Below are 16,625 nucleotides of genomic sequence, written 5' to 3' on the forward strand. Positions count from 1 at the left end.
ATGTCCTCCCTTCCCAACGCCCGCCAGGCCCACCACAGCCGCCGCGCCGGCTACTGGCTGCAGTTCGCGCTGACCGCCGCCGTCTGCCTGTTCATGACCGCGCCGGTGGTGCTGTCGGTGCTGGCCGGCCTCACCAACAATATCTTCATCGGCCTGGCCAGCGGCCTGACCACGCGCTGGCTGGGCGAGGTATGGGCGCTCTACCGCGGCACCATCTTCCTCTCGCTGGGCATCGCGCTGGCCTGCCTGGCCTGCACCCTGGTGCTGGGCGTGCCCGCCGCCTACTACATGGCGCTGCGGCGCGGGCGCCTGACGCGCCTGGTCGAGGAGCTGCTGATGCTGCCGGTGGCCGTGCCCGGACTGGCCACGGCGCTCGGCCTGATCCTGCTCTACGGCGGCTGGGCGGCGCTGCGCACCAGCTGGGTCTTCATCCTGATCGGCCACGTGCTCTTCACGCTGCCGTTCATGGTGCGCGCGGTGCTGGCCGTGCTATCGGCCATCGACGTGCGCACGCTCGAAGACGCCGCCGCCAGCCTGGGGGCCTCGCGCCTGCAGCGCTTCTTCGGCGTGGTGCTGCCCAACTGCCGCCAGGGCATCCTGGCGGGCGCGCTGATGGTGGTCACGCTGTCGGTCGGCGAGTTCAACCTGACCTGGATGCTGCACACCCCGACCACGCAGACGCTGCCGGTCGGCCTGGCCGACAGCTACGCCTCGATGCGGCTGGAGATCGGCTCCGCCTACACCATCGTCTTCTTCCTGATGATCATTCCCCTGCTGGTGCTGATGCAGGCCCTGTCGGCCGCCGGCGCACGCGCGCGCAAGCACCGCGCGCCGATGCCCGATGCCGCCGGCGAGGCCACCTCCATCGCTGCCCCCGCCGCCCAGCTCAACGCCGAGACCCGCCATGCATGACACCATTCCCATCCGCCTGCGCGGCTGCGCCAAGACCTTCGCCGACGGCACCGTAGCGCTGCAGCCGCTCGATCTCGACATCGGCGCCGCCGAGACCGTGGTGCTGCTCGGGCCCTCGGGCTGCGGCAAGACCACCACGCTGCGCCTGATCGCCGGCCTGGAATTCCCCGACGCCGGCGGCGAGGTGTGGTTCGGCGAGCAGGACGTGACCACGCTGCCGATCGAGAAGCGCGGCGTCGGCATGGTGTTCCAGAGCTATGCCTTGTTCCCCAACATGACGGTGGCGGAGAACATCGGCTATGGCCTGCGCGTGCGCCGCCTCGACAGCGCCGCGCGGCGCCGCCGCGTCGACGAGATGCTGGGCATGATGCACCTGGAGGCGCTGGCCGACCGCCGCGTCGACCAGCTCTCCGGCGGCCAGCGCCAGCGCGTCGCGCTGGCGCGCGCCATCGCCGTGCAGCCGCGCGTGCTGCTGCTGGACGAACCCTTGACCGCGCTCGACGCCAAGCTGCGCGACACCCTGCGCGCCGATATCAACCACCTGCTGCGCAGCCTCGGCATCACCGCCGTCTATGTGACCCACGACCAGGCCGAAGCGATGGCGCTGGGCGACCGCATCATCGTGATGGACAAGGGCCGCATCGCCCAGACCGGCACCCCGCAGGAGATCTACCGTGCCCCCGCCAGCGCCTTCGTGGCGGACTTCATCGGCACCATGAACCGCCTGCCCGCCAGCGCGGCCGGCGGCGCCTGGCAGGTGCCGGGCGGCTGGCTGCCACGCGCCGCGGAGGACGGCCATGCCCAGGCGGAACTGATGTTCCGGCCCGAGGACGTGGCCCCGGCCGCCGACGGCGAGGCGGCCGCGCTGCACGGCAGCGTGCTGGCGGCCCTCTTCCTCGGCTCCTGCACGCGGCTGCTGGTCGATGTCGGCGCCCCCGCGCCGCTGGTGGTCGACACCGCCCGGCGCGGCGACTGGCCGGCGGGCTCACGCATCGGCCTGCGGGTCGAGGCGGCCCACCTGATCACCCTGCCGGCAGCGCCGGCCGCCGCCGCATGAACCAGCCACCGGGGCCGCGCCACCGGCCCCCGCCACCGATCATCCTCCTTCTGCCATGACAACCGACACCTACCTGATCGCCCAGATCACCGACCTGCACATCAAGGCCGGCGGACGCCTTTCCTATGGCGTGGTCGATACCGCCGGCGCGCTGCAGCGCTGCCTCGACACCCTGCTGGTGGCGCCGCAGCGCCCGGACGCCGTGGTCGCCACCGGCGACCTGGTCGACTTCGGCAGCGAAGAGGAATACCGCTTCCTGCGCGGCCTGCTGGCCGCCCTGCCGATGCCGGTCTACCTGCTGCCCGGCAACCACGACAGCCGCGCCATGCTGCGCCGGGTGTTCCCCGACCACGCCTACCTGTTCTCCGGCGGCGCCGGCGACGAGCCGGTGCACTACGCCGTGGACGCCGGTCCGCTGCGCCTGGTGGGCTTCGACTGCACCGTGCCGGGCCGCAGCGGCGGCCGCGCCGAAGCGGCCGGCCTGCGGTGGCTGGATGCCACGCTTGCCGCGGCGCCGGCCACGCCGACCTTGCTGATGCTGCACCACCCGCCTTTCCACACCGGCATCGGCCACATGGACACGCAGGGGCTGGAGGGCGCCGCCGACCTGGAGGCAGTGGTGCGCCGCCACCCCCAGGTGGAGCGCGTGCTGTGCGGCCACCTGCACCGCCACATCGTGCGCCGCTTCGGCGGCACCCTGGCCATGACCGCGCCCGGACCGGCCCACCAGGTGGCGCTCGACCTCGATCCGCAGGCGCCCTCGCGCTTCCGCATGGAGCCGCCGGGCTACCTGCTGCACTGGTGGCATGCCCGGCACGGCCTGGTCACCCATGCCGCCGCCAGCGGCGACCACGGGCCGGCCTATCCCTTCTACGATGCGGATGGCAGGCTGATCGACTGAGGCCGCGCGGACTCAGTGCCCGCGCAGTGAGGCGGCCCGCTGCGCCGCTCTACTGCGCCGGACTACTGCGCGGACAGCACGAAGTCGTAGCGGCCTTCGTGGAACGGCGTCTCGAAGCCGAAGCGACCGGCCAGCGCGTCGCCGGCGCCGCGCTCGGCGTACGCGATCACCAGCGCCGGCTTGACGCCGAACACCGCGTCCGAGTCCAGGTAGGGATCGCCGGCGTTGAACACATGCGTGACCAGGGTCCGCTTGCCCTCCGCCTCGATCATGAAATGCAGGTGGGCGGGCCGGTACACATGCCGACCGGTGGCCGCCATCATGCGTCCCACGGGACCATCGTCCGGGATCGGGTAGGACACCGGCAGGATGGTGCGGATCGCGTAGTAGCCGTCCGCGTCGGTGCGATAGCGGCCGCGCAGGTTGCCGTGCGGCTGCGCGGTGTCCTGCCCCGAGTACATGCCGTTGACCGCGGTCTGCCAGACGTCGAGCGTCGCGCCGGCCAGCGGGCGGCCCTCGGTATCGCGCACGTGCCCGTGCACCAGCGCCGGGCTGCCGGCCGTGAGAGCCATGTTCTCGCCGGTGGCGCGCTCGGGCATGCCGGCCATGTAGAACGGGCCGAACACCGTGCTCTCGGTGGCGCCGGCCGGCTTGCGGTGGTTGATCGCATCCACCAGCATCGACACGCCGAGCGTGTCCGACAGCAGGATGAACTCCTGGCGCACCACGCCGTCGCAGGTCTGCCCGGTCTCGGTCAGGAAGCGGATCGCGGCCATCCACTCGGCCTCGGTCGGCTCCACCTCGCTGACGAAGGCGTGCAGGTGGCGCACCAGCGCCTGCATCAGGTGCCGCAGGCGCGGGTCCGGGGTCCTGGCGAAGGTGTCGATGACCTGCCGGGTCAGGCGCGCTTCGGCGGCATGGGCTTCGTTCATGGCGTGTCTCCTGGGTCGGCGCCTGGCGCGCCTGTCTGTGTTGTCCGGCTCTCGTTCGGCTCTCTTTCGACTCTCTTTCGACTCTCTTTCGACTCTCTTCCGGCTGGCTTCCGCCGCCGCGCTCAGGCCGGCGCCTCGCCGTGCCAGGCGCGCCTGAGCATGGCGAGCACCTCGTCATAGGTGACGGGGCGCGGATTGTCGTAGGGGTTCGCCACCGCCAGCTGCGCGGCGCGTTCCAGGCCGTCCTCCGGCATGCCGATCCCGGCCAGCGCCAGCGGCACGCCCAGGCGCTGGTTGAGGGCGAACAGCAGCGGCCCGGCCTCCTCGGCGGCGCTGCCGCCGAGCGCGCGCGCCACGCGGCCGAGCGCCTCGGGCGCGGCGGCGTGGTTGTAGTGGGCCGCATGCGGCAGCACGATGGTGTGCGTCTGTGCATGCGGCAGGTTGAAGGTACCGCCCAGCGTGTGGCACAGCTTGTGGTGCAGCGCCATGCCGACCGCGCCCAGGCAGGCGCCGGCCAGCCAGGCCCCGTACAGGGCGCCGGCGCGCGCCTCGCGGTCGGCCGGGTCCGCCACCACGGCGGACAGCGCCCGGGCGAGTGCGCGGATCGCTTCCTCGGCCATGAGGCTGATGATGGGATTGGCATCGCGGGCATAGAGGGCCTCCACCGCATGGGCCATGGCGTTCACGCCCGAACTGGCCGACAGCGCCGGCGGCAGGCCCAGCGTCAGCAGCGGATCGTAGACCACCGTGCGCGGCAGCACGCGCAGGTCGCGCCCGGTCTTCTTGAGGCCGCCGTCGGTGATGCCGTAGATCGGCGTCATCTCGGAACCGGCGTAAGTGGTCGGCACCGCCACGATGGGCAGGGCCGAGGTCAGCGCGATGGCCTTGCCCAGGCCGATGGTGGAGCCGCCGCCCACCGCCACGCAGCAGTCGGCGCCCAGGCGGGCCGCTTCGGCGCGGGCCGCCTCGGCCGATTCCAGCGGCACGTGCATCACCGCGCCGGGGTGCACGCCGGCGGCGCGCTCTCCCAGGGCCTGTGCCACCTGTTCCCCCAACGCCCGCTGGCCGGGCGTGGTCAGCACCAGCGCGCGGCGCGCGCCAAGCGCCGCCACCTCTTCCGGCAGCCGCGCCAGCGCCCCGCTCTCGAACACCACGCGCGACGGCAAACCCTGGTAGACGAACCGCATGCTCCCCCTCTCCGTTCCGGTCACTGCTCACTGGTCACTGGCCCGGCACGATGCGGCGGCCCTGCCGCCACATCGCCGTGCCTTGTGCATCATAGCCCCGGCGCGGGGCGCCTGCCGGCGGACGAAAAAAAACCCACTGCCGGGTGGTAGTGGGTAGACGAAGTGGTGCCGCCGGCCCCGCGGGGGCAGCGGCTGTCGCATCATCGCAGCCCGGTGGCCAAAGCGGAATAGTCCATACGGACTAAGCTGCGGAAGTCCCACACCCGCCTTCGTGCCGCGCATCGGGCACATGGACAAAGCCGCCGGAATGCGCTTCAATCACATCGCCGCGCACCGGTGGTGCGCCATGCACCCGCCGGGCACCCCCGTGTCCCGGCACCGTCTCCGCGCTTCTAGTCCACATGTCCCGCGCCAGCCTGCTCCTGATCGACGACCACACCCTGTTCCGCACCGGCCTGCGCCTGGTGCTGGCGGACTCGCCGCGCGTCGCCACCATCGTCGAGAGCGGTTCGGTCATGGACGCGGTGCAGGCCTTCGGCGGGCAGGCCATCGACGTCCTGCTGCTCGACATCCAGATGCCCGGCCTGAATGGTATCGAAGGGGTCAAGGTACTGCGCCGCCATTTCCCGCAGGCGCGCATCCTGATCGTCTCCGGCACTTCCGGGCTGGAGGGCGTGCCGGCCGAAGTGCGGCGCGAACTGGCGGGCTTCCTGCCCAAGTCGGCCGACACCCGCCAGATCGAGGAGGCGCTCGCCCGCTGCCTGGACGGCGGCAGCTACTTCGCCACCGAGCGCAGCGGCGCCGCCGCGCCGGCGGCGCGCTACCAGCCCAGTCCGCTGACGCCGCGCCAGCTCGAGGTGCTGGAGCAGCTCAGCCTGGGCCGCTCCAACAAGGTCATCGCCCATCATCTCGGCCTCTCCGAGAACACCGTGCGCGTGCACGTGGCCGCCATCCTCGACCACCTGGGCGTGGTCAGCCGCGTCGAGGCCATCCTCGAGGCGCAGCGGCGCGGGCTGATCCACGCCCGCTGAGCCCGCCCGCCGGCCAGCCAGACGACAGCCCGAGCCCGCGCGATGCCCCGCTCCTTTCCACGCCTGCCGCTGCTGCCCCGCTTCGACGAGCCGCGCCTGCTGGCCGCGCAGATGGGGCTGCTCGACGAGAGCTTCGGCGTGGCCATGCTCGGCAGTTCGCTCGCCGCCGTGATCCTGGCCGTCGGCCTCAGCCTGACCCATCGCACCCTCGGCCCGCTGCCCTGGGCCGCGGCCATGGTGCTGGCCTGCGCCGCCGCGCACTACGGGCGCTTCCGCATCCCCGAGCGCCTCAGCGAGGCCCAGGCGCCGCGCTACGCGCGCGCCGTCACCATCGTGCTGACCCTGATCGGCGCCCTGTGGGGCCTGGTCGCCTGGCTCTACCTGGACGTGCGCTCGCCTTCCACCGTGATCTGCGTGCTGTCGCTGCTGGCGGGCATGAGCGCGGCCGCGCTGGCGGTGTTCTCTGCCTGCCTGCCAGTCGCGGTGGGCTTCTTCCTGCCGGCCATCGTGCCGGTCTGGCTCGTCTTCCTCGCCACCGGCGACCTCGACTACCTGCCGATGTTCCTCGGCACGCCGCTCTATCTCGGCGTGCTGATCGTGTTCGCGCGCAACTATGCGCGGGTGGCCCGGCACTCGATCGCGCTGCGCTTCGAGAATGTCGACCTGATCCACCAGTTGCGCGAGCAGACCGCGCGCTCGGAGCGCGCCCAGCGCGCCGCCGAGGAAGCCAACCGCGCCAAGTCCGTGTTCCTGGCCTCGGCCAGCCACGACCTGCGCCAGCCGCTGCACGCGCTCGGCCTGTTCGTCGTGTCGCTGGACCGCACCCCGCTCGACGCGCACCAGCGCCAGTTGACCGAGCACATCCGCTCCTGCTCGGGCGCCGCGCGCGAGATGCTCAATACCCTGCTCGACTTCTCCAAGCTCGACGCCGGCGTGGTGGTGGCGCGGCCACGCGCCTTCCGCCTGCAGCCGCTGCTGCACAAGCTGGAGAACGAGTTCGCGCCGCAGGCCAATGCGCGCGGCCTGGTCTACCGCACGCGCGACACCACCGCGGTGCTGTTCGGCGACCCCACCCTGGTCGAGCTGGTGCTGCGCAACCTGATCGCCAATGCGATCCGCTACACGCCGCAGGGCGGTGTGCTGGTGGCGTGCCGGCCACAGCGGCGGCCACGCCAGCCACCGCAGCAGGCCCGGCTGGAAGTATGGGATACCGGCATCGGCATTCCGCCCGAGCAGCAGCGCGCGGTGTTCCGCGAGTTCCACCAGCTCGGCAATCCCGAACGCGACCAGCGCAAGGGGCTGGGGCTCGGCCTGGCCATCGTCGAGGGGCTGGCGCGCACCATGGACACGCGCGTCACGCTGGCCTCGCGCCCCGGGCGCGGCTCGGTGTTCGGCCTGCTGCTGCCGCTGTCGGCCAGCGAGCCGGAGGAAGCCCCCGCCATGCCGGCGCCCAGCAGCCTGGACGGCCTGTCGGTGCTGGTGATCGACGACGACGAGGCCATCCGCATCGCCATCTGCGAGCTGCTGGCCGGCTGGGGCTGCCTGTGCCGCGCGGTGGACTCCGAAGCCGAAGCGCTGGCCGTGTCGGACAGCTTCACGCCCGACCTGCTGCTGGCGGACTACCGCCTGCGCGGCGACCGCACCGGCCTGCAGGCCACCGAAGCGATCCGCGCGCGCCTGGGCCGGCAGGTGCCGGCCATCATCGTCACCGGCGACACCGCCGCCGACCGCCTGCGCGACGTGCATACGGAAGGGGAAACGCTGCTGCACAAACCCGTGGTGGCCGAGGCGCTGCAGGCCGCCATGCTCGCCAAGATGCGCGAGCACGGCTGGGTGCGGTCGGCGCCGGCGCAGGACTGAAGCCGGCCGGGCGCCGGCACCCGGATCTCAGATCTTCGGGATGTGCAGCGCCTTGCTGACCATGAGGGTGCCGGACAGCGCGAACAGCAGCACCAGCGGATGCAGGTCGGCCGGACCGAGGCTCCATACCCCGCCGGGCAGCGCGTCGCCGATACGCTCCTGCGCGGCGCACCAGGCCAGCACGGCGGTCAGCAGCACGCTGGTCGGAATCGGCGTGCCTTCGAAGTAGGCCACCTTGTCGCTGCCGGCAGAGAGCTGCTCGGCGGTCACGTTGAAGCGCGCCAGCCGGCTCACGCCGCAGCAGACGAAGTAGATCAGCACCGCCAGGTCCCAGCCGCCGCGCAGCCCGGCGGCAAAGGCCAGCACGGCGGGGCCGACGCCGAAAGAGATGATGTCGGCCAGCGAATCCAGCTCGCGGCCGAGCGCCGAATGCTGGTGGCGCCAGCGCGCGATGCGGCCGTCGAGCACATCGAAGAGGAAGGCCGCCGGCGCCAGCGCGGCGGCGACGAAGAAATCGGCCGGGTCGCGCCCCGCCACGTAGAACATGGCGAAGAAGACCGAGCCCATGCCGCAGGCGGCGTTGCCCAGCGTGAACAGGTCGGCGAGCTGCAGCTCGCGCAGCATCGTGAAGTGCTTGGGGCGTTCGATCGGGGATGACATGGCAGTCCTTGGGCTCTGCGCCGGCACGCTAACGATAGGCCAGGAGCGCCGCCGGCGCCAGCCGGCGGCACGCTGGGCCGTGTCTCACGCGCCGTGCTCCGAGCACGCTGATCAGAGCACCGTGCTCGCGTGCCCGACCTTGGGCGCCGCGGCGAAGCAGTCGCCGACCAGGCGGCGCCACTCGAGGAAGTCGGCCGACTCGCGGAAATGGACCATGTGGTCTTCCACGGTGTCCCAGGACACGACCAGCGTGTAGAGGGACGGTTCTTCGATCGACTTGAGCAGATTCAGGCCGTGGCAGCCGCGCGCGCGCAGGAAAATCGGCTTGGCCTGCGCCACGCCCTGCTCGAACTGCGCTTCCATGCCGGGCTTGATCGAAAACTGTGCGATTTCGGAAATCATGTGGGTGTCTTCCAGGAGAGATGGGAGTCCGGGGAGCGTCCCGCGCGCACGGCCAGCGCGCGCGCCGGGACGGCACCGCCACCCGCATTGTGCATCGGGAGCGGCGCCACGGGAACCGCACGGCCGCCCGCCGGACATGGCGCCGCGGCCGCGCACCTGTTGCTTGTCGCCTGTCGCTTGTCATGTGCCTCGGCTAGAAAGGCGGCGGGCGCCGGGCAGGCGGCGGCTCCCGGAGGGAAGCGAACGAGGCGGACGCAGCGGATGAAGCGGATGAGGGCGCAGGCCAGGCCAATGTATGCCAACCAGTCATCGTCCCGTCATCGGCATTGCCTAGCATCCTGCGCTTTGCTGTTCATGCCAATCGTGCACCAAAGCACGAATCTCTCCAGGAAAGAGCCACCCCATGCGCCTCCACTACACCTTACCCACCCTGCTCCTGCTGGCCTTGCCAGCCCACGCCGAGCTTTTCATCAGCGAGTACGTGGAGGGCACCTCCAACAACAAGGCCATCGAGATCTACAACCCCGATGCCACCGAGGCCGACCTGTCCCTCTACAAGATCGAGCAGTACAACAACGGCGCCAGCACGCCCACCAGCTCCTTTGCGCTGACCGGCAAGCTCGCGCCCGGCGCGGTCCACGTGATGGCCCACAGCACGCTGGCCGCCGTGCTCGGCGCGCGCGCCAACCAGACCGTCGGTTTCACCTTCAACGGCGACGACGCCATCACCCTGACCCGCTCGGGCACCGTGGTCGACCACCTCGGCCAGGTCGGCTACCAACCCCCGGCCGGCTTCTGGGGCACGGCCGAGGCCGGCACCAAAGACCATACGCTGCGCCGCAAGTCCACCGTCAAGCAGGGCGATACCGCCACCACCGCGGCGTTCGACCCGGCGTTGCAGTGGGATTCCTACGCGGTGGACGACTTCTCCGATCTCGGCCAGTACAACGGCCAGGGCGGTACCACCCCGCCGGTGCAGGCGGTGTGCGGCGCGACGGCAACCGCCATCGCCGATATCCAGGGCAGCGTGGCCCCCTCGCCGATGGCGGGCAAGAGCGTCGAGGTGGAGGCCGTGGTGACGGCCGACTACAGCGGCGCCAACGGTTTCAACGGCTTCTTCGTGCAGCAGGCCGACGCCCAGCGCCGCAAGCTGCCCGGCGTGTCCGAGGGCCTGTTCATCTATGCGCCCGGCGTGACCGCGCGCGCCGGTGACCTGGTCCACCTGGTCGGCAAGGTCGAGGAGAAGTACGGCCAGACCCAGCTCACGCTCGCCACCGGCGGCTTCGCCAGCTGCTCCAGCGGCCACAGCGTCACGCCGGTCGACGTCACCCTGCCGCTGGCCGGCACCCAGGCGCTGTCCGCCTACGAAGGCATGCTGGTGCGCCTGCCGCAGACGCTGACCGTCAGCGAGACCTATGAACTCGGCCGCTACGGCAGTGTGCTGCTCAGCAACGGCCGCCTGCCGCTGCCCACCAACGTGGCCCCGGCCCAGGGCGGCGCCGCCGCGCAGGCCGCCGCCAACGCGCTCAACCGGCTGGTGCTGGACGACGGCTCCAACCAGCAGAACCCGGGCAGCGTGCCCTACCCGGCGCCCGGCCTGTCGGCCGCCAACCCGGTGCGCGCCGGCTACACGGTCAGCGGCGTGCAGGGCGTGCTGGAGATGCGCTACAGCGCCTGGCGCCTGCAGCCCGTTCCCGGCGCCACCGCGCCCGCCTTCAACGCGGCCGGCAACCCGCGTACCGGCGCGCCGGCGCGCCACGCGCAGGCCGACGTGCGCGTGGCCTCCTTCAACGTGCTGAACTACTTCAACGGCGACGGCAAGGGCGCGGGCTTCGACGATCCGAACAACCGCGGCGCCAAGACGCAGGCCGAATTCGAGCGCCAGGAGGCCAAGATCGTGGCCGCCATCCGCGCCATCGATGCGGACGTGGTCGGCCTGATGGAGATCGAGAACGACGGCTATGGCGAGCTGAGCGCGATCAAGCGCCTGACCAGCCAGCTCGGCGCCGACTGGCGCTTCGTCGATCCGGGCGTGGCCAAGCTGGGCGGCGACGCCATCACGGTGGCGCTGATCTACAACAGCCGCAACGTGGAACCGGTCGGTGTGCCCGCCACCCTCGCCATCGACGATAAGAACCGCCAGCCGCTGGCGCGCACCTTCCGCCGCATCGGTGGCAGCCACAACGTCACGGTGGTGGTCAACCACCTGAAGTCGAAGGGCTGTACCGGCGCCACCGGCAAGGACGCCGACCAGGGCGACGGCCAGAGCTGCTGGAACCCGACGCGCCTGCGCGCCGCCGGCCTGATCGCCGACTGGCTGGCCACCTCGCCGACCGGCGTGGCCGACGCGGGCAAGCTGCTGATCGGCGACCTCAACAGCTACGCCAAGGAGGACCCGGTGCTGCTGTTCGCCGACAAGGGCTACGCCGACCTGGTCGCCAGGTTCGTCGGCAAGGATGCCTACAGCTATGTGTACGGCGGCGAATCGGGCTACATCGACCATGCGCTGGCCACCGCCGGCCTGGCCGAGCGCGTGCGCGCCGTGCACGAATGGCACATCAACGCCGACGAGCCGATCGCGCTGGAATACTCCTTCGCCTACAAGAGCACCGAGCAGCAGCAGACCTACTATGCGCCGGACGCCTATCGCTCCTCGGACCACGACCCGGTGATCGTCGACCTGTCGCTGAAGACCACGGCAGCCGGCAGCGCCGGCACCGAGGGCAATGGCAGCACCAGCGGTAGTGCCGGCAGTGCTGGCAGTGCTGGCAATAGCGGCGACTCGGGCGCCGGCTCGCTCGACCCGCTGATGTGGCTGACCCTGGCCGCCGGCGTGGCCGCGCTGGCACGCCGCCGCTCGTGGCGCGCCTGAGCGCCACGCACGACCGCGCCGGCCGCGCGGGTGTCCCTGCAACGGGATGCCCGCGCCGGACCGGCTGGCTGGCGCGCAGTCCGGTGCATCCCGGCTTCCTGGCGATCGCCGTGCTGCTGCTGGCACTGCAGGCCGGCGGTCCGGCGGTCGCCGCCGCGCTGCGCTACGAACGCGCCGCCATCGCCGGCGGCGAACTGTGGCGGCTGCTCTCCGGCCACTTCGTCCATCTCGGCTGGGCCCACTGCCTGCTCAATGCCGGCGGCCTGCTCGCGCTGGCCGCCATCCTGCCGGCGCCGCTGCGCGCCGGGCGCTGCTGCCTGCTGCTGGGCGGCGCCATCGGCATCGCGCTGTTCGCCGCCCTGCCGGACCTGCAACGCTACGCGGGCTTCTCCGGCATCAACTACGGCCTGGCCACGCTGGCCCTGCTGCCGCGCTGCCGCGGCGAGGCGGTCGCCGCCCTGCTGCTGGCAGCGCTGGTGGCCCGGGCCGCCTGGCAATGGCTGGCCGACGGCGGCGCGGCCGATGCCGCGTGGCTGGGCGCGCCGCCGCTGGCCGCGGCCCATTTCGCCGGACTGGCCGGCGGCGCCGTGCTGGCGCTGGCCGGACCGCTCCGGCGCGCGGCGCTACGCTGACCGCCCCTGCAGCACCGCCCTGCCCCGTCAAGCCAGCGCGCCGGCGACCGAGCCGGCGGCATGGGACGGCGGGGCGGACACGCCGCGCGTATCCATGCCGGCCAGCTGCCGCGCACCATCCGTGTAGACGTCATAGCGCCGGCCGCGGGCGCCGTCGCTGTACACATCGGGGTGGCGGGCGGGATCGGACGACACGCCGCTGCGGTCAAGGCCGGCCACCTGCCGCGCGCCCTCGGCATAGACATCGAAGCGGCCACGGCGAGCGCCATCGGTAAAGACATCGCGCCTTGTCATCGAGGCTTCCGGGGCCATCGCGGCCGGCATGCCGGCGCCGGTGGCAGCATCACGCATGGCGGCATGCGCCGCCCCGCCCAGCGGCAGGACGGCGCCGGTCACGAGGGCGGTGGCGAACAGGGTCTTGGCGAACAGGGCTTGCATGGCAGTCTCCGGCAACGGGGGAATGAGCCCATTCGTCGCGCCGGCCAGCGCCCCCTTACAGGCTGCCGCGAAAAAATCTCGGGCAAGCCCCGGGCCGCCGGCTCAAGCGACCGCCTCGCCACGCCCCGCCGCCGGCCGGGCCTGGTAGTCGGCCTGCAGCGCCGCGCGGCGCTGTGCGGCCTGCTCCATGCTGAGCGCCTTCACGTGGCCGTAGCCGCGGATCTGGTCCGGCAGTTCCGCCAGTTGCACGGCAATATCGAGGTTCGCCGCCGACAGGGTGGCGGCAAAGCCATCGCACAGGGCGATATAGTCCTCGACCAGCCGCCGCTCCGCGCGCCGCTCCTCGGTCCTGCCGAAGGGATCGAACCAGGTGCCGCGCAGCCCTTTCAGGCGCGCCAGCAGGCGGAACGCCGTCAGCACGCCGGGACCGAAGCGCCGCTTGAGCAAGCGCCCCTGCGCATCCTTGCGCGCCAGCAGCGGCGGCGCCAGGTGGAAGGCGAGCTGGTAATCCTTGCCCGGTTCGCCCTCGAACTGCGCGCGCAGCTTGTCGAGGAAGTCCGGGTCGGTATACAGGCGGGCGACTTCGTACTCGTCCTTGTAGGCCATCAGCTTGGCCAGGTTGCGCGCCACCGCGCGGGTCAGCGCCAGCCTGCCGCCGCCCGGCAGCGCGGCCTCGGCGGCGCGCACGCGCTCGACCACGGCGCGGTAGCGGGACGCATAGGCCGCATCCTGGTAGGCCGTCAGCAACGCCTCGCGCCGGCGCAGCAGGCCGTCCAGCGTTTCCGGCAGCGGCAGCACCTTGGCCGGCGCCGCCGCCGGCAGGCGCGCGCGCACCGCCGCCTCGCCCAGGTGGGCCAGCGCCCGGCCCCAGGTGAAGGCGGCCAGGTTCTTCTCCACCGCCACCGCGTTCAGCTCGATGGCGCGCACCAGGCTGGCCTGCGCCAGCGGGATCCAGCCCTTCTGCCAGGCGAAGCCCAGCAGCAGCGGATTGGAGTAGATCGCGTCGCCCAGCAGGGTGACCGCCCAGGCATTGGCGTCGAGGAAGGCGCAGGCCTCGCCCACGGCGGCGCGCACCTCCTGCTCGGCGGAGGCGCCGGGGAAGGTCCAGTTGCGGTTGCCGATGAACTCGGCGGTCGGCGTGTTGGCGCTGTTGACGGCGGCGGCGGTGACGCCCTGCCGCATCTTCGACAGCACTTCCGGCGATGCCGACACGATGGCGTCGCAGCCGATCAGCAGGCGCGCTTCGCCGGTGGCAATGCGGGTCGCGTGCAGCCCGGCCGGCGCCGGCGCGATCTGCACGTGGCTGAGCACGGCGCCGCCCTTCTGCGCCAGGCCGGCCATGTCGAGCACGGTCACGCCCTTGCGTTCCAGGTGCGCCGCCATGCCCAGCAGGCCGCCGATGGTGACCACGCCGGTGCCGCCGACCCCGGTGACGAGCACGCCGTAGGGCCGCTCCAGCGCCGGCAGCACGGGCTCGGGCAGCTCGGCCGCGTCCACGCCCGCGCCGTCCTTGCCGGCGGCCGCGCGCGGCTTGCGCACCTGCGCGCCCTCGGCGGTGACGAAGCTGGGGCAGAAACCGTTGACGCAGGAGAAGTCCTTGTTGCACGAGGACTGGTTGATGCGGCGCTTGGTGCCCAGGTCCGTCTCCAGCGGCTCCACCGACAGGCAGTTGGACTTGACCGAGCAATCGCCGCAGCCTTCGCACACCGCGTCGTTGATGAAGGCGCGCCGGGCCGGGTCGGCCATGGTGCCGCGCTTGCGGCGGCGGCGCTTCTCGGTGGCGCAGGTCTGGTCGTAGATCAGCACCGTGACGCCCTCGGTGTCGCGCAGGCGCAGCTGGATGGCGTCGAGCTGGTCGCGGTGGTGCACCGTGACGCCGGCCGGCAGCATGCCGCCGTCGCCGTACTTGAGCGGCTCGTCGGTCACCACCACGATCTCGCGCGCGCCCTCGGCCGCCACCTGGTGGGCGATCTGCGGCACCGTCAGCACGCCGTCGACCGGCTGGCCGCCGGTCATCGCCACGGCGTCGTTGAACAGGATCTTGTAGGTGATGCGCGCCTTGGCGGCGATGGCTGCGCGGATCGCCAGCAGGCCCGAGTGGAAGTAGGTGCCGTCGCCCAGGTTGACGAAGACATGCTTCTCGCTGGTGAAGTGCATCTGGCCGGTCCAGGCCACGCCCTCGCCGCCCATCTGGCTGAAGGTATCGGTATTGCGGTCCATCCACATCGCCATGTAGTGGCAGCCGATGCCGGCCAGCGCGCGCGAGCCCTCGGGCACGCGCGTCGAGGTGTTGTGCGGACAGCCCGAGCAGAACCAGGGCTTGCGCTCCACCGTCAGGCGCGGCCGCGCCGCCTCGCGCTCCTTGGCCTCGATCAGGGCCACGCGCGCGGCGATGCGCTCGCGCACGTCGGCCGGCAGCTCGGCCTTCTCCAGGCGGCGCGCGATGGCCTTGGCGATCAGCGCCGGCGACAGTTCGTAGTGCGCCGGCAGCAGCCAGTTGCCGCGCGGCAGCGACCACTCCCCGCCCTGGTTGCCGCGCTCGTCGAACTTGCCGTAGACCTTGGGGCGCACGTCCTCGCGCCAGTTGTACAGCTCTTCCTTGAGCGCGTACTCCAGGATCTGCCGCTTCTCCTCCACCACCAGGATCTCTTCCAGCCCGGTGGCGAACTCGCGCGCGTCCTGCGCATCGAGCGGCCACACGCAACCGACCTTGAACACGCGGATGCCGATGCGGCGGCAAGTGTCGTCGTCCAGGCCCAGGTCCACCAGCGCCTGGCGCACGTCCAGATAGGCCTTGCCGGCGGTCATGATGCCGAAGCGCGCCTGCGGCGAATCCAGCACCACACGGTTGAGCTTGTTGGCGCGGATATAGGCCAGCGCCGCATACCACTTGTGGTCCAGCAGGCGCGCTTCCTGCGCCAGCGGCGGATCCGGCCAGCGGATATTGAGCCCGCCCGCGGGGACGGCGAAGTCCTCCGGCAGCACCACCTGCACGCGCTCGGGATCGATCTCCACCGAGGCGGTCGACTCCACCACGTCGGTCACGCACTTCATCGCCACCCACAGCCCCGAGTAGCGGCTCATGGCCCAGCCGTGCAGCCCGTAGTCGAGGTATTCCTGCACATTGGCCGGATACAGCACGGGGATGCCCGCCGCCAGCAGCACGTGCTCGGACTGGTGCGCTACCGAGGACGACTTGGCGGCATGGTCGTCGCCGGCCAGCACCAGCACGCCGCCGTGCGGCGACGAGCCGGCCGAGTTGCCGTGCTTGAAGACGTCCATCGAACGGTCCACGCCCGGGCCCTTGCCGTACCACATCGAGAACACGCCATCGCGCGTGGCGCCGGGGAACAGGTTGACCTGCTGGGTGCCCCACACGGCGGTGGCGGCCAGGTCCTCGTTGATGCCCGGCTGGAACACCACGTCGCTGGCGGCCAGGTGCGGCTTGGCCTTCCACAGCGCCTGGTCCAGGCCGCCCAGCGGCGAGCCGCGGTAGCCGGAGATATAGCCGGCGGTATTGAGGCCGACGGCGGCGTCGCGCGCCTTCTGCAGCAGCGGCAGCCGCACCAGGGCCTGGGTTCCGCTCAGGTAGACGCGGCCCTTCTGCAGGGTGTACTTGTCGTCGAGGCTGGCGGCCGCCAGGGTGTCGGCGAGCGCTTGCTGCTCGTCGGGCGAGAGGGGACGGTTCATGTGCATTGTCTCCGGCTGCACGGGTTGTCCGGCGAGTGTAGGATTGCCCCT

The 16,625-nt window shown here is 71.8% G+C and carries 13 protein-coding genes; 7 read left to right on the top strand and 6 right to left on the bottom strand.

Annotation, left to right across the window (positions count from 1 at the left end):
* From BKK79_RS34720 to BKK79_RS34730, 3 genes are read left to right on the top strand one after another with little or no spacing between them, the layout of a single operon-like run.
* Positions 1-912 carry an ABC transporter permease gene (locus BKK79_RS34720; protein ID WP_071040107.1) on the top strand — a complete coding sequence of 304 codons (912 nt, stop codon included), beginning with the start codon at positions 1-3 and terminating at the stop codon, positions 910-912.
* Entirely contained in the window at positions 905-1,969 is a 1,065-nt protein-coding gene (locus BKK79_RS34725) for an ABC transporter ATP-binding protein (RefSeq protein WP_071040108.1), read from the top strand. The genes BKK79_RS34720 and BKK79_RS34725 overlap by 8 nt, the downstream gene beginning before the upstream one ends.
* A 55-nt stretch (positions 1,970-2,024) precedes the next feature.
* Entirely contained in the window at positions 2,025-2,870 is an 846-nt protein-coding gene (locus BKK79_RS34730) for a phosphodiesterase (RefSeq protein WP_071040109.1), read from the top strand.
* 62 nt (positions 2,871-2,932) lie between these two features.
* Here BKK79_RS34730 and BKK79_RS34735 read toward each other — a convergent pair whose 3' ends face one another.
* Positions 2,933-3,802 (bottom strand): intradiol ring-cleavage dioxygenase, encoded by an 870-nt coding sequence (locus BKK79_RS34735; protein WP_071040110.1) that lies wholly within the window; start codon positions 3,800-3,802, stop codon positions 2,933-2,935.
* Between the two features lie 122 nt (positions 3,803-3,924).
* A complete protein-coding gene (locus BKK79_RS34740; protein WP_071040111.1) occupies positions 3,925-4,989 on the bottom strand; it encodes a maleylacetate reductase in 1,065 nt (354 codons plus the stop codon).
* Positions 4,990-5,390: 401 nt separating this feature from the next.
* Between BKK79_RS34740 and BKK79_RS34745 the strand changes: the two genes are divergently transcribed.
* Positions 5,391-6,020, top strand: coding sequence for a response regulator transcription factor (locus tag BKK79_RS34745; RefSeq protein WP_071019459.1), 630 nt, complete (start codon positions 5,391-5,393; stop codon positions 6,018-6,020).
* Between the two features lie 42 nt (positions 6,021-6,062).
* On the top strand, positions 6,063-7,880 hold the full coding sequence (locus tag BKK79_RS34750) for an ATP-binding response regulator (protein WP_071040112.1): 1,818 nt from the start codon (positions 6,063-6,065) through the stop codon (positions 7,878-7,880).
* A gap of 27 nt (positions 7,881-7,907) precedes the next feature.
* On the opposite strand, the gene BKK79_RS34755 is transcribed toward BKK79_RS34750, so the two are convergent.
* Both BKK79_RS34755 and BKK79_RS34760 read right to left on the bottom strand, forming a co-directional pair.
* Complete coding sequence (locus tag BKK79_RS34755; RefSeq protein ID WP_071040113.1) at positions 7,908-8,540, bottom strand: CDP-alcohol phosphatidyltransferase family protein; 633 nt, start codon at positions 8,538-8,540, stop codon at positions 7,908-7,910.
* A gap of 111 nt (positions 8,541-8,651) precedes the next feature.
* Complete coding sequence (locus BKK79_RS34760) at positions 8,652-8,942, bottom strand: antibiotic biosynthesis monooxygenase family protein (protein WP_071019452.1); 291 nt, start codon at positions 8,940-8,942, stop codon at positions 8,652-8,654.
* Between the two features lie 403 nt (positions 8,943-9,345).
* Between BKK79_RS34760 and BKK79_RS34765 the strand changes: the two genes are divergently transcribed.
* Positions 9,346-11,814 (top strand): ExeM/NucH family extracellular endonuclease, encoded by a 2,469-nt coding sequence (locus BKK79_RS34765; RefSeq protein ID WP_071040114.1) that lies wholly within the window; start codon positions 9,346-9,348, stop codon positions 11,812-11,814.
* Positions 11,802-12,446: a rhombosortase gene (gene rrtA / locus BKK79_RS34770; RefSeq protein WP_232346393.1), complete on the top strand. Its 645-nt coding sequence runs from the start codon at positions 11,802-11,804 to the stop codon at positions 12,444-12,446. Before BKK79_RS34765 ends, rrtA begins: the two co-directional genes overlap by 13 nt.
* 27 nt (positions 12,447-12,473) lie before the next feature.
* Here the strand turns inward: rrtA and BKK79_RS34775 are convergent, their stop codons facing one another.
* Both BKK79_RS34775 and BKK79_RS34780 read right to left on the bottom strand, forming a co-directional pair.
* Positions 12,474-12,884: a hypothetical protein gene (locus BKK79_RS34775; RefSeq protein WP_071040115.1), complete on the bottom strand. Its 411-nt coding sequence runs from the start codon at positions 12,882-12,884 to the stop codon at positions 12,474-12,476.
* 102 nt (positions 12,885-12,986) lie between these two features.
* Positions 12,987-16,574, bottom strand: a complete 3,588-nt coding sequence (locus tag BKK79_RS34780; RefSeq protein WP_071040116.1) for an indolepyruvate ferredoxin oxidoreductase family protein — start codon at positions 16,572-16,574, stop codon at positions 12,987-12,989.
* Positions 16,575-16,625 lie beyond the last annotated feature (51 nt).

The organism is Cupriavidus sp. USMAA2-4 (assembly GCF_001854305.1).
GTDB classification, from domain to species: Bacteria; Pseudomonadota; Gammaproteobacteria; order Burkholderiales; family Burkholderiaceae; genus Cupriavidus; species Cupriavidus malaysiensis.